The sequence below is a fragment of the Halobellus salinus genome (genome assembly GCF_014646875.1).
Taxonomy (GTDB): Archaea; Halobacteriota; Halobacteria; order Halobacteriales; family Haloferacaceae; genus Haloquadratum; species Haloquadratum salinum.
In genome coordinates this window covers 275,630-297,963 of record NZ_BMOC01000002.1, presented here as the reverse complement: position 1 = coordinate 297,963, position 22,334 = coordinate 275,630, and the positions used below count along the sequence as shown (strand labels likewise).

The window sequence follows — 22,334 nt, the reverse complement described above, 5'->3', positions numbered from 1 at the left end:
TCACCGAACCACCAAGGCTAACATCAGATTCCATCGTGTACGGCGGACCGCAGGGGTGGAATCCTCATTCCGTGTCCATCCACGACGAGTCGGCGGACGGGTATAAACCCGTTGAACCGGATCCGTCGGGGATCAGACGGCGAGTGCGGACGGAGTTCAACCGTCCGCAGTCGCGTTGTGTTCTTCGCATTACTGTCTGAAGTGTGGTTTGTATTTAACCTCGTTGATTCGGTTCGATATGGAAAAAATCGTGACCGAGCCGCGTGATCGTCCACCACACCCGTTCGAGACCGGCGCAGGGTGACCGATCGGTCACCCACGCGCCGGGGCAGAGAGAACGGGTGCGGCCGGGTTGCGGGGAAGGCCAGCCGCGGCGACGCCGACCGGTGTCAGCGGTCCTCAAGCACGTCGCCGACCGCCGCTAGTGACTCCAGAACGTAGTCGGGGCCGACCGAAGCGTCCCGGAGCATCTCCCGATCGGTCACTCCCGACAGCACCAACACGGTGGTCATTCCCGCGCGTTCGCCCATCAGAATATCGGTCTCGATCCGGTCTCCCATCATCAGACAGTCGGCGGGATCGACACCGACCGCCTCAAGCGTGGTCTCGATCATCCGCGGCGAGGGCTTCCCGAGGACTTCGTCGACGGTTCGACCGGTCACGCCCTCGATCGCGCCGATCATCCCCGCAGCGTCCGGGATCACCCCCGATTCCGTTGGGCACGTCCGGTCGGGATTGGTCGCCACAAACGGCGTGTCACCGGTTTCGAGCGTTTGGAGCGCGATGTCCAGGTCCTCGTAGTCGAACTCCCGATCCATCGACGCCACCACCAAATCGCCGGTGGCGTCCGTTGTGGTGTCGACACCGGCGTCGTGGAACTCCTCGATCAGCGGCGACTCGCCGACGACGAACGCCTCCGCCTCGGGGTACCGGTCACTGACGTACTGGGCGGTCACCCACCCTGAGTTGATCACGTGGCTCAGTTCGGTGTCGATCCCGAGCCGACGAAGTTTGTCGCGGTAGTCCCGACGGCGTGCGATCGGCTTGTTCGTGAGAAACCGGACGGGGCCGACCGACTCCCGCAACCTCCGAATCCCGGCGTCGACCCCGGGAATGAGGCTGTCGCCGAGATACACCGTCCCGTCGAGGTCGAGGACCGCGGCCTCGTACCCGCTCATTGTCGGCCCCGGGGTGAGTTCCCCGTGAGTCCGGTGGCCCAGGCCGGTGGCGTGTCGATCGGGTCCGACGGACACGACCCCCGTTTGTGGTGGGGTACGGCCACTGTGTGGGTCATGAGCGACTCACTCGTCGAAGTCGACGTAGGGGTTCGGAGCGACGGTCGCCGTGATCTCCGTCTGGACGTGCTCTTCCACCTTCGGGTTGGGTGACGTGCCACCGGGTTCGCCCCACACGAGCGTCACCTCGGTACCGGGGTCGCTGTATTCGGAGTCGACGAGCGCGAGCGACAGCACGGACCGCTCGTTGTAGGTGTACCCGAAGTACTTCGAGACCCCCACGGTCTCGTCGCCACGCAGGACCTCGTCGTAGTGGAAGACCGCCCAGTACGGCATCGAGGGGTCGAAGTACTTGTAGGTCTCCCCGTCGCGGAGCAGCGACGTGAAGAGCTCGACCACGTCGTCGTCGTCCCACACGAGTGTGACCTTCTCGCGCTGGGGTACCTGGGCCATCTCCGAAACCGCGTCCCGGCCGACGAAGTCGTGGTCAAAGTCGACGAACCGCTCGTACCCGAGTTCGATCGGGTTCAGGTAGTACTCCGAGACGTCGTCGGGGTCGAAGCTCCCGCCCAGAGTGCTCGTGGCCTCGTAGCTGCCGGCGTCGAGCCACTCGCGGTACTCCGCCATCGGCTCGCCGAAGATTGCGGGCAGCGGCCGCGCGATCCATCCCTTCTCCTGTCCCTGCGCCTTGTAGCTCTTCTCGCCGAGCTGCCGGATCCCGTACGACTCGCCCGCGTCGAGGATCGCCCCCCGGACCGCGTCGCGCTCGGCCCACGGGCCCCAGATCTCAAAGCCCGCGTTCGACGCCATAGCGTGCCGTAGCGCCCGGACCTCAACGCCGCCGATCGTGACATCCTCGAAGTTGAAGAACGGAATCTCCGGCAGCGATCCCTTGACGGCGTCCCGCATCGTGTCGAGGGCGTCGGGCCCCTGGAGCTGGTATCTGAACGTCCGGTGGGGCTCGTCTTTGTCGTGGTACCGCTCGTCGGCCGCCGCGGTGGCGTCGTAATCGCCCGTCTCTAGATTGTACTCCACCCAGTCGGGCGCGACGGGCGTCCCGGTGAGTTTCAGCCGGTTATCGTCGAGGTAGAACAAGATCGCGTCCCCGATCACGTACCCGTCGGGGTTGCACGCGACGAACTGCTTGGCCTGGCCGGGCTCGAACCCCCCGAAGTCGTTGATCCCGAGGTCCGCGAAGACCGCCAAGGCGTCGGGCCCCTCTACGTAGAGGTCCTTCTGGTGGTGCGAGAGGTCCGAGAGGCTGCAGGCCTCCCGCCAGCTCCGCACCTCCTCGATCCAGTTCGTGAACTCCGAGTTCACGGGGTAGGGATGTCGACCAGGGTTGTTGCGGAGAAGTGCCATCGGGCTGTCGGCGGCTGCGAGGGCATCAGCGAGGGTTTGGTCCGTCATCCTTCCGGATGGCTTCTTCATACTCTAACTTAAAATTATCAGGAAATGCGCAAGTGAGGATAAATCCGTTCCGAAGACCTGACACTCGGACCTATCGGGTCGACTCGATCACGTGGATGTCGTCCGGGTCAAAGGCGATTGAGAGGGAGTCGCCGGTCGTTACGTCGCCGAGTGAGCGATCAAGCCTGAGGGTGAGCTTCTGTCCGTCGGGAAGCAGGCCCGTCGCCTGGATGTGTTCTCCTTGGTAGAACAGGTTCGTGATCTCGACAGACACCGGTCCCTCGCCGACCCGTACGTCGTCGGGCCGGATCATCACCGTTGCCGTCCCGTCCACTCGTTGTGGCCCCGGCGCGTCGAGCTCGGTGAATCCGAATGATACCTGCTCGTCTTCGATCGTTACCTCCAGCAGGTTCGCAGTCCCGATGAACCCCGCAACGAACTCGTTGGCCGGCTGTTCGTAGATTTCCGACGGCGTTCCGATCTGCTCGAGGTGGCCGTCGTTCATCACCGCGATACGGTCACACATCGACATCGCCTGCTCTTGATCGTGTGTCACGTACAGCGTCGTCACTTCTAGATCGTCGAGGAGCTGTCCGAGTTCCTGCCGTAGCGTCTGCTTCAGCTTCGCGTCCAACCCAGTCATCGGCTCGTCGAGCAGAAGAATATGCGGTTCGATCGCGAGCGCGCGGGCGAGACCCACACGCTGTTGTTGGCCGCCGGAGAGTGTCTTCGGGTTCCGATCGGCTAGTTCCTCGATGTCGAGGAGTTCGAGCAGTTCGCACGCCCGATCCCGCCGTTCTTCCTTTCCAACATCGTGCATCTTGGGGCCGAACGTGACGTTCTGGAGCACGGTCATATTGTTGAAAAGAGCGTACGACTGGAAGACTAGCCCCACGTTCCTGTTCTCCGGAGGAATATGTGTAACGTCCTCGCCGTCGTACCGGACTGTGCCTTCCGAGACCGTCTCGAACCCGGCGACAAGCCGGAGTGCGGTCGTCTTTCCACACCCCGACGGACCGACGATGCCCATTACTTCACCGTCGTCGATGTCGATCGAGACATCGTTGACGGCGACTGTCGAATCAAACCGTTTCGTGACGTTATCGAGTGAAACTTCTGACATATCTTAGACCCTCCGAACGGCACTTCTGTTACCGATGATCTGTAGCGCGATCGTGACCAGTGCAATGAGGAGGAAGAACACCGACACTGCGGCCGCCGCGTTCAGGAACGATGCGTTCGTGATGTTGTTGAATAGGAAGATCGCGAGTGGCGGTGTCCCACGGGAGTAGACGATATACGAGAAATTGAACTCCGCGGCAGCGAGCGTCCACGAGATAATGGATCCGGCGATGATTCCCGTCTTCGCGTTCGGGACGATCACGGTAAGGAAGGTCCGCGGCCACGACGCGCCGAGCGACCTCGCGCTCTCCTCGATCTGCTGGAGGTCCATCGACTGGAAACTCGATTGGACCGCCATCACCATATACGGCGCTTTTAGCAGCGAGTATCCAATAACCAATGCGATTCCGGACGTCGACAGATCGGGGTATGTTCGGAGGAACGCGATACCCAAGATTATCCCCGGAGCGAGCGGCAGGATCGCGAACACGTTGACCCAGTCACGCCCCACAAAGTCGTACCGGGCGACCGCGTACGCGATCGGAACCCCGACGATAAGATTGATTACGACGCCGGCAAGGGCAAGCCCGGTGCTGTACGCGAGCGACGAACCGACCGCGACGTCGGCACCGACCCCGGTGCCGAAGATAACGTCCTGCCAATTTGCCAGGGTGACGAACCCGGTCGGAAGAACGCCGAACCAGTCGGACGCAAAGGAGCTGACGAACGTCATCACGACCGGGAATGCTAAGAACAGAAGCGTCAGCACCAGCACGAGCGTGACGAACGGACGCCCAAAGCGTGCGGAGAGACCACCTTGCCCGAAGCGCTCGGCCATCAGATGCTCACCTCAGCGGTCGTGTACCGGAGTACCAGAACTGTGAAACCGAACACGAAAACGAACCAGACAGTCGCCATCGCCGACGCTTGAGCGATATTGAACCCTTGCGCCAACTCACGGTCGATCTGGAGCGTCCACACGAGCAGCCCCTTCAGAATCAGGACTGTCCCGAAGATGGCCAGGCCGGTTCGGAACACTAGAATGCACGCCCCGATCAACCCCGGTTTGATCTGTGGGAGCGTCACGAACCGGAAGGTCTGAAGCGGGGTTGCCCCGAGTGACCGGGCTGCCTCTTCGGCGTCCGTGTTCACCTCAGCGTACGTCCCGCGCAGAAGGAGGAGAGCGCGCGGGATCATCGAGTAGATGTAGGCGAAAAAAAGGCCGAGAACGCCGGTCGAGAACGCGATGTCGGTACTCGACTGTCCGGAGATGAATGCGACGGCGTTGGTGAAGACGCCAGTGTTTCCGAACAGGATGATGATCATAAATGCCGCGACGATTCCGGGGAGGCTGTTCGGGAAGGACAACACTGTCAGTATCACCGACTTCGCCGGCAACGAGTATTTCTCGAGCGCGTGTGCGACTGGGACGGCGACACCAATCGACGCAACCGTGGTTGCCGCAGCGAACCAGAGGGTGTTGAACGCGACGTTTCGGTAGTACGGATCGGTCACCAGCGTCATATAGAATTCGGTGGTAAAGCCTTCCGTCACCAACCGACTCTCGGAGAAGCTGATCCGAACCATCTCCGTCAGAGGGAACACTCCGGAGAACAGCAGTAACACGGTGAACGGTAGACAGAGGGAAACGATCCGCCGTATCTCGCGTTGACGTTCCGACGAGGGCGACGTCAACACCTCGACGGTGGTACGAGCAGCGCTCGAAACGCGCGTGCTTATCGATACGTGATCCGTCGCCATCCCCTACAGTCCGGCCCCGCGGGTGATTTCCTGGATGATGTTCTCCTGGTTGTCGATCAGGTCGGACTGGTTGACAATGAATTCAGTTTCGCCGTACCGGCTCTGTGGCGGGAACTCGTCGGGCATATCCATCTCGGGTGCCCGGATCGGACGAGCGTATGCATCGAGGAAGTGCTGCTGGCCCTCCAGAGACAACACGTAATCCATAAACAGCTTGACAGCCTCCGGATTCGGCGCGTTCGCTAGCATCGCGTACCCGTACAGGGCGTTAAACGCGCCGGCTTCGCCGTTCGGACCTTCGAGCAGCGCTACGCCGACCTGGTCTTCGCCGAGGTCGTCGCTGTTGTACTTCAGATCCAGCCCGGAGTAGTCGTACCGGATGAACGACCCGTACTCCCCACTTGTGAACTGCGCCAGGAAGTTGTCAGTGAACTCCGCCCCACCCTCCTGGATCGAATTATAGTAATCGATCACAGGCTGGATGTTGTCGAGGCCGCCCCCGTAGGCGTTGTTGATTGACAGCGCTGCCGCGAGTCCGACCGCGGCCTGCGGCGTCTGTAGCGCGAGGTCCTTCATGATGTCAGGATGCTTCAGATCCTCCCAGGTTTCGGGCTCGTCGAGGCCGCGTTCCTCGAAGAGATCCTTTCGATACGTGAGTGCTGTCGTCACTTTCCGCGTTCCGATGCAGTGGCCGTTGTCCGTCTTCGCGTTGTCGGGGACCTTGTCCCAGTTCGCCGGTTTGTACGCCTGCGTAAGCCCGTCCCGCATCGCCTGCACCGCGAACGTGTACCCACCGTTGAACGCGGAGTGGGTCGGACTTTGCGCGTTCGTTCGTGCGTCTTGAAGAGCCTCTCCGGACGATCGGTCATCGTCGTTGAGCTGGACCCCGTACTGGTCGTTGAACGCCTCCATCACGGACGGCCAGTTCATCCACCCCGACTGGACCGCGTACACGTAGAGTTTCTCGTCGGTCGGGAAATTATCCGAACAGACCGTAGTCTGGGACTCGCCGTACCCCACCTCGTAACTCTCGCCGGAGCAGCTTTCAGTACCTCCGCCGGTGTCGGTGTTGTCGCCACCACCACTGCCGGTGTTGTCACCACCACCACTGCCGGTGTTGTCACCACCGCTATCGGTGCCGTCGCTGCCGTCGCCGCCGCTACCGCCGGTACAGCCGGCGAGGCTACCGCCGAGGATCAGACCGCTCGATGCGAGGACCTTCCGTCTGGTTGTCGGGTCGTTGGTCGGAGCCATCTCGAGCTACAATTCTGACTATTTAGATGCGATAATAAATCCTTTGATGAAGAGCGAAAAGTGCCATACAAACGGCTTAGATGGACTCGAAAGCGTATTTTGCACCGCACATAGTTCTAAATAGTATTATATAGACAAAACTATTGTACATACCACTCGGAGCCCGACAACCCGACCGGCGTCACTGTGCAACACGGATACAGACGTTCGTCTCTCCGGTCGGCGCAAGCGACTCGACGGCAGAGCGGCACGGTCGGTCCCCGCACGCCCCGATCGGACTACAGGAACCGACAACACTGCGTCGGCGACCCCTGCGACCGACCGCCACCGCCGATCCGCGTCCGCGGCGACCGTCGAACCGACGTCCGGGCCTCGGTCCGGCACCGGTCGAGGGCGCCGACGTAGGGGCCGGCGGTCATCCGTCCGTGAGCGCCGAAATCAGTCCCGAGGCACTTGCCTCGATATTCTGTAGACGAACCGGGCCTCCGGACGATCACTCCCGCCCCGGGTAGCGGTGTAGAGCCGATCAGCGTCGCTCATCTCCGAATCCAGCGCCGACAGCAGCGCGGTCACAATGACGGAGTTCCCCGGCCCGGCCGGCCCCCAGACGTAGGTGTTCGGTGGGAGCGCCCGGTCGAAGAGCGGGTCGACGGCGTTCAGAAACGCCTCGACGAGCGCCTCCCGACCGACGGGCTCCGAGAGGTGGACTGCGGGGTTCAGCGAGTCAGGGTCGACCACCAGTTCGTTCCTGCTGCTTCGGGTCCGTCGGCGCTCGATCCGTTCGGTGAGGTCGATAGGGGTTCGGCGTGGCTACCTCATACACGCACTCGGAGTCAAGTTCTTGTTGCTGTGCCGGTTGTCGGAACAGCAACAGCCGAAGCCGAACCGGAGCGGCTGGGGAGTCACTCGTGGGCGGCGTCCCACTCGTCGGGTTTCCGAACGTTACCGCAGCTGTTGCACTCGATCCGGCCCATCGTGTCCATTGCGTTGTCGGCCGACTCGCAGTTCCCGCAAAAGAAGCCCCACTTGTGGTCGGTCCCCGGCGCGGTGTACGCAACGTAGAACCGCCCTTTGGCCCCGCGTTCGGCTTGCGCACGGTCAACGTAGACGGTCTCACCGCGGGGCGTCTCCACCGCGTCGCGGTCAGTTGGCATCGGCGCGGTCGCGGTCCCGACTCGGTGGTGCGTGTTTCACGTCCGGAACGACTCCCCGCACCCACACTCGCTGACGACGTTCGGGTTCTCGACGTGGAAGCCCGCACCCTGGAGGCCGCCCTCGTACTGGAGCGTCGAGCCACCGACGTAGTTCCGGCTCGCGGGGTCGACGAACACGCGGAGGCCGTGCTGTTCGATCACTGCGTCGTCAAGCTCAGGTTCGTGATCGAAGCGCATCCCGTACGAGAGCCCCGCACACCCGCCTTGTTGGACGAACAGCCGGAGGCCGGCCTGGTCGGTGTCGAGCCCTTCGGACTCGATGAGATCCAATGCCTCCGAGGCGGCCGCCTGCGTTACGGTCACGGTGCCACCGTTGCCGCCGTCGGCTGTTTCAGTGCTCATACCGACAGTTACCGCGTGCTCCGTATTAGTACTGACGCTGGTGGCTGGCGGTCGGCACCCGGATTCCGCGTGCCTCGGCCGTGCTTATATGTGTTCCCCTGGTGAAATCGGGGGCATGTACGAGACGATCGTCGTACCCACCGACGGGAGCAGCCAGTCCGACGCCGCCGTCGACCACGCTGTCGAACTCGCACGCCACCACGGCTCGGAGATCCACGTGGTCTACGTCGCCGACTCCAACCGCGACAGCCTCACCACGCAGGGCGGTGAGGTCGTCGACGCACTCGAGCAGGAGGGCGAGCAGGTCGTCTCCGAGGCGGTCGACCGCGCCGACGCCGGAACCGACATTTCCGGTGACGTGTTGACTGGGGATCCGGTCGAGACCATCCTCGATTACGCCCACTCCGTTGGCTCCGGCCTCATCGTGATGGGAACTGCCGGCCGGCGCGGACTGGACCGGTTCCTGCTCGGCAGTACCACGGAGCGGGTGGTCCGGCTCTCGTCGGTCCCAGTGTTGACCGTCCGGGCACAAGAGGAGTGAGACTGTTGGCTATCCCTACGTGAAGATTTTCGACACCCCGTGTCGAAATCCGTCACGTGACGATAGCTGACGGTATGGGCCGGGGTGGCTCCCCAAGTGCGTGCGCCGAGCGCTGACCGGAGCGAGCAACACATCACCCCGGGCCCCGATCTACGAGCATGACACACGAGTTCGGCAGCGTGGTCGAGCACCTGCGCACCCACGCGGGGGACGCACTCCAGGCCGTGATGATCTACGACGGCGACGAGCATCGCGACCTCTACCGCCGCGGGGACGCGACGGAACGTCACGGATCGGAACTGGAACGTGAGGTCCTCCGGGAGGTCCGGTCGGACGGGCGCCGGGAGGCCGAGGCGGAATTCGAGGGCGGAACGGAGCCGCTCCGGGCCACAGTTCGGGTCTTCTCCTCCCGCGTGATCGTCCACCTGCCGCGGGACCCCGAGTCGGGTACGATCGTGGTTCTCGACCCGAGTGCCGCGCGGAACCTCACCGACTTCGTGGCTGACGTGCGGGCGGATCTCTACGACAGCGAGGCGTAGCCAGCCGACCGTAGGCGCCGTGCTCCGGTGTCAGTGCCCCGTCTCGACCGGCCGCGCGCCGACTCCGACCACGACGTTCGGACGGTCGTTCTCCCCGGAGACGACCACGTCTTCGAACCCCGCGGTCCGCAACGCGGCGGTGAGTCCGTCGGCGGTGGTTGTCTCGACCTCGCGGCGCTCCGTCGTCACCGCCGTCTCGCCGGTTCGACGGTCGGTGACCCGGCAGTCGACCGCGACGGTGTCTTGCGTCTCCACGTCGACCGCGCGTTCGAGCCGGTAGCGGGCGTCGGTGAAGCTCCCGACGCCGGACTCCGCCACTCCCGACGCGTCGGTCGGCGCGACGACGACCACGAGACCGCCCGGTCGGAGCGCGGCGTAGGCCCCGACGCAGAGGTCGACTGCCGGCACCCGCGCTGTCGCGTACTCGGTCGCACAGACTCCGCCGAACCGATTCCGGACGGGCGGAGTCATCGGACGACCGCCGACGACCGATCCGCGGGCCGCGGCGAATCGGAGGTGTGCGGGTCTTTCGTCGACCCCCACCGCGTCGTACCGCCGGGTGAGGTGGCCGAGAAGGGCACCGACACCACACCCGAGCTCGAGCACGCGGTCGACATCCGCCGGAAGCCGTGCGGTGACGAGGGCGTGCCGCCGCGTGCCCCACCCCTTGGGGAGCGTCCTCGTGTGAACCGGCGCGAGCGTCGTGTCCGCCGAGTGGTCCCGGTCAGGCGCCGCGAGCACGGCCTCACAAGCCGCCGCGAACGTGGGTGGGGAGCCGCGATCGACCATCCGCCTACCCGGCGTCCTCGTCGGCGGGAGCGTCGGCACCGGCCGATCCCGCGTCTCCTTCGTCGGCACCGACCGTGTCAGCCTCGCTTCCGTCGTCGAACCGCGCCCGGACGCTGTCGGCGTGTGCCTCCAGTCCCTCGGCCTCGGCGAGTGTCGTGATCGGCTCCGCCAGCCTCGCGAGTCCCTCGCGGTCAAGCCGCTGGACGGTTGTCGACCGCAGGAACGTGTCGACCGACAGCCCGCCGTACCGCTTGGCACCGCCGGAAGTGGGCAACACGTGGTTCGTCCCCGAGGCGTAGTCGCCCGCCGCAACCGGGGTGTACGGCCCGAGGAACACGCTCCCGGCGTTCGTGATCCGGTCGAGCAGCGCCTCGTCGTTGTCGGCCTGGATCGAGAGGTGCTCGGCGGCGTACTCCTCGGCGAACAGGACGGCCTCGGACATCGACCGGGCGCAGAGGACACCGGAGGCGTCGGCGTCGAGCGCCGCCCGGATCGTCTCGGCGCGCTCGCGGTCGTCGAGTCGGCGTTCGGCCGCGTCAACCACGGTGGCCGCGAGGTCGGGATCGTCGGTGACGGCGACCACGGAGGCGTTGGGGTCGTGTTCGGCCTGCGCGAGCAGGTCCGCGGCGACGAGTTCGGGGTCGGCGGTCCCGTCGGCGATCACCAGGATCTCGGAGGGCCCGGCGAGAAAGTCGATGTCGACGTCGCCGCGGACCTCGGCTTTCGCCGCGGTGGTCCACCGGTTCCCCGGGCCCACGATCTTCTGGACCGGCGTGACGGTCTCGGTGCCGTACGCCAGGGCGCCGATCGCCTGTGCACCCCCGACGCTGTAGATCCGGTCGGCGCCGGCGACGTGGGCGGCCGCGAGCGTGACCTGGTTCATCTCCTCGGCGGGCGGGGTCGCCAGCGCGACGTGGTCGACGCCCGCGACTTTCGCGGGGACAACGCCCATCAGCACGCTCGAGGGGTACGCGGCGGTTCCGCCGGGCGCGTAGACGCCGACCCGCTCCAGCGGTCGGAACCGCCGACCGAGTTCCCGCCGACCCGGTGTCGCGTCGTCCGTGTCCTCGTCGTCACCGGCCCCGCCGAACGTCGCCCGCCAGTCGTCGGGGAGCTGTTGCCGGTGGAACGCGCGGATGTTCTCGGCGGCGGTCTCGATCGCGGTCCGGACGTCCGCGTCGATCGCGTCGGAGGCGCGCTCGGCGGCGTCGGTCACGTCGAGGTTCCCGACCTCGACGCCGTCCAGTTCGCGGCAGTACTCTCTCACGGCCACATCGCCCTCCTCGCGAACCCGTTCGACGATCTCACGGGCGTCTGCCCGGGCGTCCGACACGCCGGCGTCCCGATCGAACAACGCGGCCCGTTCGTCGGGCGAGAGGTCCGCGACCGCCCGCACTTCAAGCGTCATACAGCGCGGTTCGACGCGGTCGGGTAAGGACGTTCCGGATCGGGGGACCGATAGCGGTCGCGTGCCGCGTCCGCCCGCAACTCAGCCCCGCTCTCCACTGATCGACCGCTCGTAGACGTCCGATCGCTCGGCCCAGACCGGTTGCAGCCGCTCGCGAGCCGACGAAAAGAACCCGTACAGCGCGTCGTACTGGTCGACGACCGCCTCGCGGGGGTCGTACCGGCGATCGATCGTGACCATCCGATCAGCCGCCGCCGACAGCGAGGGATACTCGCCGAGTGCGACCGCCAAGAGGATCGCCGCGCCCGCCGCGCCCGGTTCCGACCCGGTCGGGACCGAGACCGGGCGGTCCAGGCAGTCGGCGACGAGTTGGCACCACAGCTCCGATCGGGTGCCCCCGCCGCTCGCAACGACCTCCGTTGGGTTCCCCGGCAGGTGTTCCACGCAGTCCCGAACCGCGAGCGAGAGCCCCTCGTACACCGCGCGAATTAGGTGTTCGGTCCCGTGTTCGGGGGAGAGTCCGACGAACTGTCCGCGGGCGTTCGGGTCGACGAACGGCCCGCGCTCCCCGGAGGAACTCAGATACGGGTGGAACACCACGCCGTTGCTCCCCGGCGGTGCCGCCGCGGCGACGGCTTCAAGCTCCGCGACCGAAACCCCGTCGGCGATCGTCTCCGCGACCCACTCCAGGCTCGGCGTCCCCGCGTTCGACCCGATGGCGTACGTCCAGCGCCCCTCTGTCCCCAGACTCATCTGGATCCCCGAGGTCTCCGGCTTCGGACCGTCGACGAGCACCTGGTGCGTCAGCGAGGTTCCGAGCGTGATCGCGGTCCCGCCGGCGGTCACGGCCCCACTACCGATCGCCGACGCGGGGACGTCGAAGACGCCGGAGACGACCGGGACGCCCGATGCAACTCCAGTCGCGTCGGCCGCCGCGTCGGTCACGGTCCCGACCACCGCCGTCGGGGCGGCCAACTGCGGGAGTTTCGACGCCGCCTCCGGGAGGTCGACCGCCTCGAAGACCGCGGGGTCGTAGCGCTCGGTGGCCGTGTCCAGGTAGGGGACGGTCGCCTCGGTGTGGTCGATCGTCCGCTCGCCGGTCAGCTCGTGCTTCAACCAGTCTTTCGCCGAGAGGATCGTGTCGATCCGGTCGAACCGCGCGGGCTGCTCGCGGGCCACCCACGCCAGGATCGGGAGGCTCATTCCGGGGTACGGCGCCGACCCGCACTGCTCGACAATCGCGTCCAACGCCCCGGTCTCCGCCCACTCGTCGAGGATCCCCGCAGCGCGGCTGTCGGACCACAGCATCGCGTTCCCCGCGGGGTCGCCGTCGCCGGTGATCGCCCAGAGCCCGTCGCCCTGCCCGGTGACGCTCACTCCGACCGGGTCGGCGCCGTCGGGAAGCGACCCGGTCACGTCGCGGAGCGCCGCCGCTGTCCGTTCCCACACCGCCACCGGATCCTGTTCGACGTGACCGGGTTCCGGCCGAAGCGTCTCGGTCTTGCGCGTCGCCACCGCCAGTTCGGTGCCGTCGATCCCGAACGCGACCGCCTTGATGGTCGACGTGCCGGCGTCGACGGCCAGGAGAACGTCGGTCGTTGTCATCAGTAGTGGTGTCGTGGCTGCGGCTCGGCGTGTCGGTCAGAGGCGACAGCCGGTCTCCTCGCAGGGCCGGATGGCGTCGTCGCCGGAGACCTGGTTCAGCAGTTCGATGCCCGGGATCTCCTCGCCCTCGACGACCTGGCCCGTCCAGACGGGGTTGACCGCCTGGTGGTCGCACGCACGGAACGAGGTCGTTCCCAGCGCGGTGGTCACCTCAAGCCCCTCCAGCGCGTTCCGGACCTCCGCAGGATCGTTGGTCCCGGCTTCCTGGATCCCGCGAGCGGTCATCCGGACCATGTCGTAGCCGACGCGGGCGAAACTCCCCGGCACGCCGTCGTACTCGTCCCGATACGCGTCGACGAACGCCCGGTTGTCGCCGGTCTCCAGCGCGTGGTTGTACAGCGTCGACGAGTACGCTCCGACCGCGTCCGACCCCAGCGCCTGGCGACTCACCTGCGCGAAGATCGCGGTCCCGATGATATCGACCTCCTCGGTCAGCCCCGCGCTGCTCGCCTGCTTCATGAAGTTGATCAGGTCCGCGCCGGTGTCCGGGAGCGCGAGCACGTCCGCCTCGGAGTTTGAGATGTTCGATATCTGCGGCCCGTAGTTGCTGGTGCCCTTGTCGGGCATCGTCTGCCCGACCACCTCGATGTCGACCCCCTGGGCGTCGATCCGGCGTTCGATCTGGGCGACCGCGGAGTTGCCGTAGGTGTCGTCTGTGGTATGGATCCAGAGGTTCGACCCGAGGTCCGACGCCACGAAGTCAACGAGGCCCGCCATCTGCTGTGCGGCGTTGGTCTCGGTCCGGAACGTGTTTTCGTTGCAGCTCTCGCCGGTCAGTTCGATGGTGGCCGCCCCGGAGGTGTACACCACGTCGCGGTCGCTCACGTAGTCGGCGACCGCGAGCGCGACGGAACTTTCCAGCGCCCCGACGACGTAGTCGGCGCCGTCGTCTTCGACGACGCTTTGGGCCCGCTGGAGCCCGGTCGAGGGGTCGGTCTGGGTGTCCTCGAACACCGGGTCGATGGTGAAGTCGAACTCGTCGCTCCCGTTGACGTACTGGACGCCGAGTTCCGCGCCCTGGCGCTGGGCTCCGCCCAGCGGCGCCGACGGCCCGCTCTCCGGCACCAGGACGCCCATCGTGACCGACTCGGCGCCCGAACCCTCGATGCCGGTCCCGGTCGCCGTGTCGTCGCCGGAGTCGCTCCCGGTTTCGGTGTCGCCCCCGCCGGTCGTCATATCGGTCGGCGTGCTGCCCCCGCCGTCGGCCTGCTGGACACACCCGGCGGTCCCCAGCGCCGCCGCGAGCGCGCCGCCGCCCAGATACCGCAGTGCCCCCCGCCGCCGGACACTCTGTGTGCCGGACTCCTCGGCCCCCGTCGTCCCATCGGTTCCGTCCATACGATTCGCTATCGGGGTTCGGTATAAAATAGTGTGGACTTCGGTGGCGCTCGGAGTTACTCGGTCCCGGCAAGAGAGACACCCAGATACCGGTCGAGGACGTCGTCGCCGCGGAGCGCGTCCGCGGAACTCCGGTGGACGATCCGGCCGTTGTCCATCACATACACGTAGTCGCACACGTCCAGCGCTACCCGAACGTTCTGCTCGACCAGGAGGACGGTCATCCCGCGATTTCGGAGCGTCTCGATCGTCTCGACGACCCGTTCGACGATGTAGGGTGCCAGCCCCTCGGTGGGTTCGTCGAGGAGGAGGGTCCGGGCGTCGCTCACGAGCGCTCGACCGACCGCGAGCATCTGCTGTTCCCCGCCCGAAAGCGTGCTGCCGGCGGCGCGCTCGTTGTCCGCGAGGTTCTCGAAGGTGTCGAACACCTCCGGGATCGTCCACCCGCGTCCGCGATTCCCGTCGGTCCCGCCGAGTTCGGCGAGTTCGAGGTTCTCTCTGACGCTGAGCCCGCCGAAGATCCGGCGTTCCTCGGGCACGAGTGCAATTCCACGACTGACGGTCTCCTCGGGGTCCAGGTCGCCGACGTCCTCGCCGTCGTAGGTCACCGCGCCCGACCGCGGTGTGAGCGCGCCCATCACCGTCCTGAGTGTCGTGGTCTTGCCCACGCCGTTCCGGCCGACGATCCCGACGACCTCGCCGTCGCCGACGTCGACGTTCACGTCCCGGAGGACCGTGGTGGCGCCGTACCCGGCCGTCACGCCGTCGAGGCGGAGCAGGGGATCGGTCAGCCGGTCAATGGACGACTGCGGGGCGGGATGGTCGGCCGTCACGCGGTGTACCCTCCGAGGTAGGCGTCTCGCACGCGGTCGTCGGCCGCGATCTCCTCCGGCGTCCCAGTCGCAACGACCTGCCCCGCGTTCAGCGTCGTAATCCGATCGGAGACGCGCATCACGAGATCGACGTTGTGCTCAACGAGCACGACCGTCTGCTCCGCCAGCACGTCCTCGAAGAGGGCGATCGTGGCGTCGGTCTCGTCACCGCTCATCCCCGCGGTCGGTTCGTCGAGCAGTACCACCTCGGGGTCGGTCGCGAGCACGAGCCCGACCTCCAGCCGCCGCCGGTCGCCGTACGAGAGGTCGCTGGCCTGCGCGTCGGCGACCGGCCGGAGCCCGAGGTCGTCGAGGACGGTATCGGTTCGGCCGTTGATCCCCTCGAACCCGTCGGGATCGGCGAACAACCGCCGAGCCGCGGACATCCCCCCGAAATCGCGTGCCTGCGCCGCCAGTCGGAGGTTCTCCCGGACACTGAGCCCGTTGAACACCGTGGTCAGCTGGAACGACCGCGCGAGGTTCGCCCCGACGCGCTCGGCTGGCGAGCGGTCGGTGACGTCCGCGCCCGAGAGCGTGATCGTGCCCTCCGTCGGAGTCATCGCGCCGCTGATCAGGTTGAAAAGCGTCGTCTTCCCCGCCCCGTTCGGGCCGATGACGCTCCGGAACTCGCCGCGGTCGACCGCCAGATCCACCCGGTCGACCGCCGTGAACGCCCCGAACCGCTTCGTGAGCCCCGTCGTCCGGAGGACCGTCTCTTCGGCTTCGGCGCCAGTCGCGTCAGTCGCGTCAGTCATCCGGTCCGACCTCCGCATCCCTCGGCTCGTCAGTCGGTGCGGGCGGCCCGTCGGCGCCGGCGCGGAGGTCCCGGACCCGTGCTGGCAGCGAGACCAGCCCTTTCGGGAGGACGAGCACCACGACCACGAACACCGTGCCGAGCAGCAGCCGCCACCACGGGATCACGGCGGAGAGCTGTCGTTCGATCAGCGTGAACGCGGCCGCCCCGAGCATCGGGCCGTAGAGCGTTCCCGATCCGCCGAGCACGACCATGATGATCGCGTTGCCGCTGTTGATCCAGTTCAGGAGGTCGGGGGCGACGAAACCGTTGTACAGCGCGAACAGCGCGCCGGAGAGCCCGGCGAGGGTGCTGCTGACGACGAACGCCTGCCGCTTGACCGACCGGACCTCGTAGCCGACGAACCGGGCCCGGAGTTCGCTCTCCCTGATCGCCTGGAGAACGGTCCCGAACGGCGCCGCCATCATCCGCCTCACGCCGAGGTACGACGCGACGACGACACCTAGGAGAAAGTAGTAGAACAGCGCGTCACCGGTGAAGACGAACGGCTCGACGCCGACGAGCACCTCGCTGAACCGGATCCCCACCCCGCCGATCCCGTAGAGGGGTTCCGGCGCGCCGAAGAGGCCGCTGCTCCCCCCAGTGACGTCCAGTCTGACGGCCACCTGGCGCACGATCTCCGCGAACGCCAACGTGATCATCACGAAGTACACCCCGGAGACGCGGATCGCGAGGTGGCCGACGACCCACGCCACGGTCGCGGTCACGACGAGTGCGACCCCGAGCGCCACAAACGCCGATGGGGAGACGTACAGGAGGCTCAAAAGCGTCGCGTAGGCGCCCACCCCGTAGAACAGCGCGTGCCCCAACGAGATCAGCCCGGTGTAGCCGAGCACGATGTCGAGGCTCATCGCGAACAGCGCCCAGATGAGCACCGTAACGAGTAGCGACACGACGAAGCCGGAGTAGAGGATTCCGCTGAATACGGGCACCAGCGCTAACACGGCGACGACCGCGAGCCCCAACCGGGACCGGCCGTGACCCGTGAGCACGCCGCCGCCGAGACCGCTTACGAACTCGCTTGGCTCCGCCCGACCGGCGTCGAGCCCCTCGCCGGTCCCGCCGAACAGCCCTTCCGGTCGCAGCAAGAGGACGCCGATCATCAGGAGGAAGATCACAACCCCCTGGATCGTGGGGGCGAACGTACTGACCGCGCTCTGGACGATGCCAACGAGGAGGCCACCCACGACCGCGCCGCGGAAGCTCCCGAGTCCGCCCAGGACCACGATCACGAACGCCGGGATGATGACCGCGTTGCCCATCCCGAGGCTGACGTTCTGGTAGCCGCCGAGCACGACGCCACCGAACGCCGCCAGCGCCGCGCCCGCACCGAACACCAGTGTGTAGTAGCGGTCGATGTCGACACCGAGGTTCCGAACCATCTCGCGATCCTCCGACCCGGCCCGGATGACAAGTCCGACCCGAGTGTGAGTGAGCACCGCCCACACCGCAAGCGCGATCAGTCCACCGGCGGCGATGATGAAGTAGCTGTACCCCGAGTAAGAGTACCCGACGAGCGTCACCGCCTGGTCGACGACCGCAGGGGGCGAGTAGAACTTGGGATCGGTCCCCCACACGAACCGCTTCACGTCGTAGATCACGAGCAAGAGCCCGAAGGTGAGCAGGATCTGCGCCAACTGGCCGCGGCCGTACACCCTGTTGACAAGCCCGCATTCGGTGACCGCGCCAATGGCCCCGACTACGAGCGGGACAGCGATCAGCGCGACCCAGAACCCGCCCGTGTCGAACCCGGTCACAAGCGAGAACGCGAAGTACGACCCCAGCGCCAGCAGCTCCCCGTGGGCGAGGTTCAACACGCCCATAACGCCGAACACGAGCGAGAGCCCGGCGGCGACGAGCACGTAGACCATCCCGATTGTCAGGCCGTTGAGGAGCACGTCGAGCAGCTGCACACCCGATACCATCGTAGCGACGTTGTTCGGTGCGAACCAGTGTGCTTCGATAAAGGTGTCGGGTCGCGGCGCGGGAGGCGAACAAGCTTCATGTACCTATAGCCACATTCGACAGGTAGGATGGACGCCCTTGACCGAGTCACGAAACGGTACGCCACGAGCCAAGCGCTCATGGATCAGATCAGGTACACCGCCGAGTCACTGAGCCTGGGGTTCGACCGGTGGGGCGAACAGCACGTCGCCGGCCCAAGCCTCTACTTTCTGATCGTCGCCGAGATGAGCTTCGACGGCTACACCGACCCGCTTGGCGCGAACAAGTGGCCGGTGAACCGGTGTAAGATCGTCACCGAATCGCAGGACACGTTCACCGACGTCGCCCGGGACGTGGCGGCCACGCGGGACGGCGCGATCATCGTCACCGCCGACGGGACGATCCAAGAGCAGATGGTCCGTGTCCGGAACCCGCCACGAAACGACGTATCAGGTCTCGATGACCTCAGCCCCGCCGACTGGATGGGGACCAAACACCTGAGCGCGCTGGAGACCTCGCTGCGTGAAGACGTCATCTGGGCGGTCACACTCAGCGAGGAGGACGGACGTGTCACCACGTTCCTCGACGGCACGTACCGCGACTACCCCCGTGACGAGATTGGCGGCCGGTGGCGGCCCAGTTAGGCCGGCGGTCGCTCAGCGGCCCCCGGGAGGTTGGATACTCGTTCGCGGGGTCGTCGCCGCTCTCGGCCTAATCGACCCCAGCCGCGTCGCTCACGGCGGAGCCGAGGGTGTCAATAGTGCCGTCAACGAACCCATCGACCGGGCGGTGGAGCTCCGAGACGAACTCCGGGACCCGGTGGGGGAGGGTACCGAGCGGGCCTGCCTGTCCGACCACCCGTCGGTGTCGTTCGCCTGCGAGGCGCATCTGTTCGCCGCGATTGGACCACCCGAGACAGGGGCAAACCGGACGCGCTGACCCCGGTTTGTGCGGGTTTCAAACGCGCAGATGAGCACCCGCTGTTCCGGGCGCCAGCTACGGGTGCGCCCAGTAGACGACGCTCCCGTCGTCGGCGTGGTCGTCCACGCGGACGAACCCGATCCGCTCGAACTGGACCACGTCGCCGATGGCGGTGGCGGCGAAGTCGGGTTCAGCCACGCCGTGCACGTCGCCGTCGGGGGTTCGCATCCGGACGGGGACGGTCCCCTCGGCGGGCGCCCAGTGGATCACGTCGGCGTCGCCGGACCGGACCACCTCGATGTCGTCGTCGGTCACGGCGAGTCGGTCGCCGTCGCGCCGGACGCAGGCGCACCCTTTGAGCCAGACGCGGTCGCCCTGGTCAGGAACGTCCTCGGGTTCAAGCACGACGCCCCCGTCGACGGGGATCGTCCGCTCCCCGCGGTCCTCGTGGTCGGGGTGCAGCGGCGGGTGGCCGGCGTCCGGACCGCCGTCGACCTCGAACCGCTCGCCGTCGCGCACCAGAAAGTACCGGTCGGCGTCGTCGTCGACGAGGTCGCGGTTCGCCGCGTAGACCGAACTCATCGCGAGGTCGACGTTCGAGGTGGAGGTGCCGAGCGCCGCAAGCGCTTCCACGACGGCCTCGCCGCGGACGCCCCGCCGGCGGAGGCTGGCGAGCGTCGGGGCTCGGGGATCGTCCCACCCGTCAAGCCCGCCCGCGTCGATCTTCGCTTTCAGCGCCGACGTGGAGAGCCGGACGTCGTAGGCGTCGACCTGGACGTGTCCCCAGTGGACGACTTCGGGGTACTCCCACCCGAAGTAGTCGTAGACGAACCGCTGGCGCTTCGCCGAATCCTGGAGGTCGATCCCGCGAATGATGTGCGTGACGCCCGTGAGGTGGTCGTCGACCCCCGACTGGAAGTCGAGCATCGGCCAGCACCGGTACGCGTCGGCCTCGGGCCTCGGGTGCGGCGTGTCGATCATCCGGAACGCCACCCAGTCGCGGAGTGCGGGGTTTTTGTGGTTGATGTCGGTCCGGACCCGGAGCACCATCTCCCCGGCGTCGTACGCGCCGTCAACCATCGCCGTGAACTCCTCGCGGACGGTCTCGCGGTCTTTGTCGCGGTGGGGACACGCCTCGGCGGCGTTTTTCATGTCGGAGAAGTCCTCGGCCCCACACGAGCAGGTGTACGCGCCGCCGGCGTCGATCAGGTCGCGGGCGTGATCGTAGTAGGTTTCGAGGCGGTCCGACGCGAGGAGCACCTCGTCGGGCTCGAACCCCAGATACTCGATGTCGTCGAGGATCGCGTCGTAGGCAGCGAGGTCCGGGCGCTTCGTCTCGGGGTCGGTGTCGTCGAACCGGACGACGAAGGAGCCGTCGTACCGCTGCTTGTACGTCCCGATCACGGCGGGCATCCGGGCGTGGCCGATGTGCCACGGGCCGTTGGGGTTGGGGGCGGCGCGCATCCGCACGCTGTCGTACGCGTCGACGTTCGGGAGGTCGGGAAGGTCGTGGTCCGTTTTCTCACCTTCGGCTTCGATCTCCGCCAGCTCGTCGGGGGCGAGTTCTTCGAGGCGCTCCCGTTTCTCGGCGGGCGGGAGGTCGTTGACGCGCGCCACCACCCCGCCGACGACGCCCGGGATCTCGTCACCGTGGGGGCGGAAATCGGGGTTCTCGCCCATCAGCGGGCCCATAATCGCGCCGACGTCGGCGTCGCTGTCGTACTTGACCGCGTTGAGTAAGGCGTGTTTCTCGGCCGCCCGCTCGACGCGCTCGCGGAGGTCCTCGTCCATCGGTCTCCGGTGGGTGCTCCCGGTGCAAAAGCCGTCCGGATCCGCCGGGGCGGCCGACGGCCGGTGTCTGTTCGCGCCGGTACGACGTGTGTGACCCCGATTACGGAAGCGTTATAAAAAAGGAGAAAACCCACAACTTCAATCGTGAGATGAATCGACAAATTCTTTCCAAACAATACGATAACCGACAAATTCTTTCCAAACAATACGATAACCGACAAATTCTTTCCAAACAATACGGTAATCGACAAATTCTTTCCAAACAATACGGTAATCGACAAATTCTTTCCAAACAATACGATAACATAGGATGTGCGTGGAGAACTGGCAGTTGAGTCGGTGTTTGCCACGGTTCATAGCCAAAATCAACATCGTTGAGACCGCGGCCCTGTCCGGTCCCGATGGACGCTTCGTGTCCATCGGTGTCCCGCTTGTTCCATCGCCGGCGCTCCGCGCCGGCTTCCGGCGAGAGCTCCGGTCCCGCCCGACTCGCGGGACTCTCGCCCGAGGGCGGGGTTCTGGCCAGCAATCGCGTAACGAAACACGACCCCCGGAAGCGGACCCGACGTAATATATGGGCGGTCCGACGGATATTTATTGATCAAACGATCGGCATACGGCGTATGAGTGTCTCGGTCACTGGCACGATCAGGGGGATGGCGAACCGCGCGAATCCGGTCTTCGGTGCCGGCGCGGTCCTGGTTCCGGTCGCGCTGTTCGTGGGTGCGGTGCTGTTCGGCACCACCCAACAACTGACTTACGTCCACGTGATGGCAGGGGTGCTGTGGACCGGCATCGACCTGTTCATGGCGATGGTGGTCGGCCCGGTCTTGGGGGGGCTCGCAGTCGAGGAGCGCGCCGCAGTCTTCCAGCGGTTCACCCCGAAGATGACCTTTTTGATGCCCACGCTCGCCTTTGTTACTATCTTCGGCGGGATGGTGCTGGCGGCAAACCTGGGGCTGCTTCCGGGGCTGGCCGCGTGGGGTGGCGTCTTTTCCATACTGGCGATGGGGCCCGCGCTGCTCGCGGTGGGCTACCAGTTCGACGCGTTCACCGACTGGCGGTGGCTCGCGTTGTTCGCACTCATCGTCGGGGGCGGTGCCGCCTCGCTCGTCGCAAACCTCGGGACGTTCGCAATGCCCGGGCCCGCGATCCTGGCGGCGATGGCGGTGGTGACCGTGCTCACGATCATCGGGTTCGGCGTCCTGCTGCCCGGCGAGGCCCGGATGTACCTGGAGATGACGTCCGAACAGCCTGACACCGACCTCATCGGGTCGATTGGGATGCGGAACGCGAAACTGAGCGGCGTGCAGGGCGTCCTCCAACTCAGCATCGTCGCGATTATGGTTTACATCCGCTACGGTGGGTTCTGAG

Annotated in this window: 23 protein-coding genes; 4 read left to right on the top strand and 19 right to left on the bottom strand. The window is 66.2% G+C overall.

Going from position 1 to position 22,334, the window contains the following annotated elements; all coding sequences use genetic code 11:
- Positions 1-389: 389 nt before the first annotated feature.
- The 9 genes from IEX72_RS03395 to IEX72_RS03355 all read right to left on the bottom strand — a co-directional run bounded on the left by IEX72_RS03395 (position 390) and on the right by IEX72_RS03355 (position 8,338).
- The gene (locus IEX72_RS03395; protein WP_188785972.1) at positions 390-1,178 is read right to left on the bottom strand and encodes an HAD-IIA family hydrolase; all 789 of its coding nucleotides are present in this window, start codon (positions 1,176-1,178) and stop codon (positions 390-392) included.
- Positions 1,179-1,301: 123 nt separating this feature from the next.
- Complete coding sequence (locus tag IEX72_RS03390) at positions 1,302-2,645, bottom strand: aminomethyl transferase family protein (protein ID WP_188785971.1); 1,344 nt, start codon at positions 2,643-2,645, stop codon at positions 1,302-1,304.
- Between the two features lie 91 nt (positions 2,646-2,736).
- Complete coding sequence (locus IEX72_RS03385) at positions 2,737-3,768, bottom strand: ABC transporter ATP-binding protein (RefSeq protein WP_188785970.1); 1,032 nt, start codon at positions 3,766-3,768, stop codon at positions 2,737-2,739.
- 3 nt (positions 3,769-3,771) lie between these two features.
- The gene (locus IEX72_RS03380) at positions 3,772-4,605 is read right to left on the bottom strand and encodes an ABC transporter permease (RefSeq protein WP_188785969.1); all 834 of its coding nucleotides are present in this window, start codon (positions 4,603-4,605) and stop codon (positions 3,772-3,774) included.
- Complete coding sequence (locus tag IEX72_RS03375) at positions 4,605-5,528, bottom strand: ABC transporter permease (protein WP_188785968.1); 924 nt, start codon at positions 5,526-5,528, stop codon at positions 4,605-4,607. Before IEX72_RS03375 ends, IEX72_RS03380 begins: the two co-directional genes overlap by 1 nt.
- Before the next feature lie 3 nt (positions 5,529-5,531).
- Positions 5,532-6,782 carry an extracellular solute-binding protein gene (locus tag IEX72_RS03370; protein ID WP_188785967.1) on the bottom strand — a complete coding sequence of 417 codons (1,251 nt, stop codon included), beginning with the start codon at positions 6,780-6,782 and terminating at the stop codon, positions 5,532-5,534.
- A 438-nt stretch (positions 6,783-7,220) separates the two neighbouring features.
- Positions 7,221-7,520, bottom strand: coding sequence for an ATP-binding protein (locus IEX72_RS03365; protein ID WP_188785966.1), 300 nt, complete (start codon positions 7,518-7,520; stop codon positions 7,221-7,223).
- 164 nt (positions 7,521-7,684) lie between these two features.
- Positions 7,685-7,936, bottom strand: coding sequence for a DUF5816 domain-containing protein (locus tag IEX72_RS03360; protein WP_188785965.1), 252 nt, complete (start codon positions 7,934-7,936; stop codon positions 7,685-7,687).
- 36 nt (positions 7,937-7,972) lie between these two features.
- Positions 7,973-8,338: a HesB/IscA family protein gene (locus IEX72_RS03355; protein ID WP_188785964.1), complete on the bottom strand. Its 366-nt coding sequence runs from the start codon at positions 8,336-8,338 to the stop codon at positions 7,973-7,975.
- 115 nt (positions 8,339-8,453) lie between these two features.
- Between IEX72_RS03355 and IEX72_RS03350 the strand changes: the two genes are divergently transcribed.
- Positions 8,454-8,879 carry a universal stress protein gene (locus IEX72_RS03350; RefSeq protein WP_188785963.1) on the top strand — a complete coding sequence of 142 codons (426 nt, stop codon included), beginning with the start codon at positions 8,454-8,456 and terminating at the stop codon, positions 8,877-8,879.
- Between the two features lie 158 nt (positions 8,880-9,037).
- Entirely contained in the window at positions 9,038-9,418 is a 381-nt protein-coding gene (locus IEX72_RS03345; protein WP_188785962.1) for a hypothetical protein, read from the top strand.
- Between the two features lie 30 nt (positions 9,419-9,448).
- Here the strand turns inward: IEX72_RS03345 and IEX72_RS03340 are convergent, their stop codons facing one another.
- The 7 genes from IEX72_RS03340 to IEX72_RS03310 all read right to left on the bottom strand — a co-directional run bounded on the left by IEX72_RS03340 (position 9,449) and on the right by IEX72_RS03310 (position 18,229).
- Positions 9,449-10,207, bottom strand: coding sequence for a class I SAM-dependent methyltransferase (locus tag IEX72_RS03340; protein WP_188785961.1), 759 nt, complete (start codon positions 10,205-10,207; stop codon positions 9,449-9,451).
- 4 nt (positions 10,208-10,211) lie between these two features.
- Positions 10,212-11,615 carry a histidinol dehydrogenase gene (gene hisD, locus IEX72_RS03335; RefSeq protein WP_188785960.1) on the bottom strand — a complete coding sequence of 468 codons (1,404 nt, stop codon included), beginning with the start codon at positions 11,613-11,615 and terminating at the stop codon, positions 10,212-10,214.
- An 81-nt stretch (positions 11,616-11,696) separates the two neighbouring features.
- Positions 11,697-13,220 carry an FGGY-family carbohydrate kinase gene (locus tag IEX72_RS03330; RefSeq protein WP_188785959.1) on the bottom strand — a complete coding sequence of 508 codons (1,524 nt, stop codon included), beginning with the start codon at positions 13,218-13,220 and terminating at the stop codon, positions 11,697-11,699.
- 36 nt (positions 13,221-13,256) lie between these two features.
- The gene (locus tag IEX72_RS03325) at positions 13,257-14,618 is read right to left on the bottom strand and encodes an ABC transporter substrate-binding protein (protein WP_188785958.1); all 1,362 of its coding nucleotides are present in this window, start codon (positions 14,616-14,618) and stop codon (positions 13,257-13,259) included.
- Between the two features lie 56 nt (positions 14,619-14,674).
- The gene (locus tag IEX72_RS03320; RefSeq protein WP_229663719.1) at positions 14,675-15,451 is read right to left on the bottom strand and encodes an ABC transporter ATP-binding protein; all 777 of its coding nucleotides are present in this window, start codon (positions 15,449-15,451) and stop codon (positions 14,675-14,677) included.
- Positions 15,448-16,245, bottom strand: coding sequence for an ABC transporter ATP-binding protein (locus IEX72_RS03315; protein WP_188785957.1), 798 nt, complete (start codon positions 16,243-16,245; stop codon positions 15,448-15,450). Before IEX72_RS03315 ends, IEX72_RS03320 begins: the two co-directional genes overlap by 4 nt.
- Positions 16,238-18,229 (bottom strand): ABC transporter permease, encoded by a 1,992-nt coding sequence (locus IEX72_RS03310; RefSeq protein ID WP_188785956.1) that lies wholly within the window; start codon positions 18,227-18,229, stop codon positions 16,238-16,240. Before IEX72_RS03310 ends, IEX72_RS03315 begins: the two co-directional genes overlap by 8 nt.
- A 108-nt stretch (positions 18,230-18,337) precedes the next feature.
- Here IEX72_RS03310 and IEX72_RS03305 point away from each other — a divergent pair, with 108 nt between their 5' ends.
- Positions 18,338-18,892 carry a diadenylate cyclase gene (locus IEX72_RS03305; RefSeq protein WP_188785955.1) on the top strand — a complete coding sequence of 185 codons (555 nt, stop codon included), beginning with the start codon at positions 18,338-18,340 and terminating at the stop codon, positions 18,890-18,892.
- A gap of 67 nt (positions 18,893-18,959) precedes the next feature.
- Here IEX72_RS03305 and IEX72_RS03300 read toward each other — a convergent pair whose 3' ends face one another.
- The 3 genes from IEX72_RS03300 to IEX72_RS03290 form a co-directional block, all read right to left on the bottom strand.
- On the bottom strand, positions 18,960-19,136 hold the full coding sequence (locus IEX72_RS03300) for a hypothetical protein (protein ID WP_188785954.1): 177 nt from the start codon (positions 19,134-19,136) through the stop codon (positions 18,960-18,962).
- 108 nt (positions 19,137-19,244) lie between these two features.
- Positions 19,245-20,960 (bottom strand): glutamate--tRNA ligase, encoded by a 1,716-nt coding sequence (locus IEX72_RS03295; protein WP_188785953.1) that lies wholly within the window; start codon positions 20,958-20,960, stop codon positions 19,245-19,247.
- 138 nt (positions 20,961-21,098) lie between these two features.
- The gene (locus IEX72_RS03290) at positions 21,099-21,380 is read right to left on the bottom strand and encodes a hypothetical protein (RefSeq protein ID WP_188785952.1); all 282 of its coding nucleotides are present in this window, start codon (positions 21,378-21,380) and stop codon (positions 21,099-21,101) included.
- 236 nt (positions 21,381-21,616) lie between these two features.
- Here IEX72_RS03290 and IEX72_RS03285 point away from each other — a divergent pair, with 236 nt between their 5' ends.
- A complete protein-coding gene (locus IEX72_RS03285) occupies positions 21,617-22,333 on the top strand; it encodes a hypothetical protein (protein WP_188785987.1) in 717 nt (238 codons plus the stop codon).
- The last annotated feature ends 1 nt before the right edge of the window (position 22,334 follow it).

Coding starts and splice junctions, on each gene's coding strand:
- IEX72_RS03295 (WP_188785953.1), bottom strand. CDS start 20,960: ATGGACGAGGACCTCCGCGAGCGCGTCGAGCGGGCGGCCGAGAAACAC.
- IEX72_RS03370 (WP_188785967.1), bottom strand. CDS start 6,782: ATGGCTCCGACCAACGACCCGACAACCAGACGGAAGGTCCTCGCATCG.
- IEX72_RS03380 (WP_188785969.1), bottom strand. CDS start 4,605: ATGGCCGAGCGCTTCGGGCAAGGTGGTCTCTCCGCACGCTTTGGGCGT.
- IEX72_RS03350 (WP_188785963.1), top strand. CDS start 8,454: ATGTACGAGACGATCGTCGTACCCACCGACGGGAGCAGCCAGTCCGAC.
- IEX72_RS03300 (WP_188785954.1), bottom strand. CDS start 19,136: ATGCGCCTCGCAGGCGAACGACACCGACGGGTGGTCGGACAGGCAGGC.
- IEX72_RS03345 (WP_188785962.1), top strand. CDS start 9,038: ATGACACACGAGTTCGGCAGCGTGGTCGAGCACCTGCGCACCCACGCG.
- IEX72_RS03290 (WP_188785952.1), bottom strand. CDS start 21,380: ATGGACACGAAGCGTCCATCGGGACCGGACAGGGCCGCGGTCTCAACG.
- IEX72_RS03325 (WP_188785958.1), bottom strand. CDS start 14,618: ATGGACGGAACCGATGGGACGACGGGGGCCGAGGAGTCCGGCACACAG.
- IEX72_RS03340 (WP_188785961.1), bottom strand. CDS start 10,207: ATGGTCGATCGCGGCTCCCCACCCACGTTCGCGGCGGCTTGTGAGGCC.
- IEX72_RS03385 (WP_188785970.1), bottom strand. CDS start 3,768: ATGTCAGAAGTTTCACTCGATAACGTCACGAAACGGTTTGATTCGACA.
- IEX72_RS03390 (WP_188785971.1), bottom strand. CDS start 2,645: ATGACGGACCAAACCCTCGCTGATGCCCTCGCAGCCGCCGACAGCCCG.
- IEX72_RS03285 (WP_188785987.1), top strand. CDS start 21,617: ATGGCGAACCGCGCGAATCCGGTCTTCGGTGCCGGCGCGGTCCTGGTT.
- hisD (WP_188785960.1), bottom strand. CDS start 11,615: ATGACGCTTGAAGTGCGGGCGGTCGCGGACCTCTCGCCCGACGAACGG.
- IEX72_RS03360 (WP_188785965.1), bottom strand. CDS start 7,936: ATGCCAACTGACCGCGACGCGGTGGAGACGCCCCGCGGTGAGACCGTC.
- IEX72_RS03305 (WP_188785955.1), top strand. CDS start 18,338: ATGGACGCCCTTGACCGAGTCACGAAACGGTACGCCACGAGCCAAGCG.
- IEX72_RS03395 (WP_188785972.1), bottom strand. CDS start 1,178: ATGAGCGGGTACGAGGCCGCGGTCCTCGACCTCGACGGGACGGTGTAT.
- IEX72_RS03310 (WP_188785956.1), bottom strand. CDS start 18,229: ATGGTATCGGGTGTGCAGCTGCTCGACGTGCTCCTCAACGGCCTGACA.
- IEX72_RS03375 (WP_188785968.1), bottom strand. CDS start 5,528: ATGGCGACGGATCACGTATCGATAAGCACGCGCGTTTCGAGCGCTGCT.
- IEX72_RS03315 (WP_188785957.1), bottom strand. CDS start 16,245: ATGACTGACGCGACTGACGCGACTGGCGCCGAAGCCGAAGAGACGGTC.
- IEX72_RS03355 (WP_188785964.1), bottom strand. CDS start 8,338: ATGAGCACTGAAACAGCCGACGGCGGCAACGGTGGCACCGTGACCGTA.
- IEX72_RS03330 (WP_188785959.1), bottom strand. CDS start 13,220: ATGACAACGACCGACGTTCTCCTGGCCGTCGACGCCGGCACGTCGACC.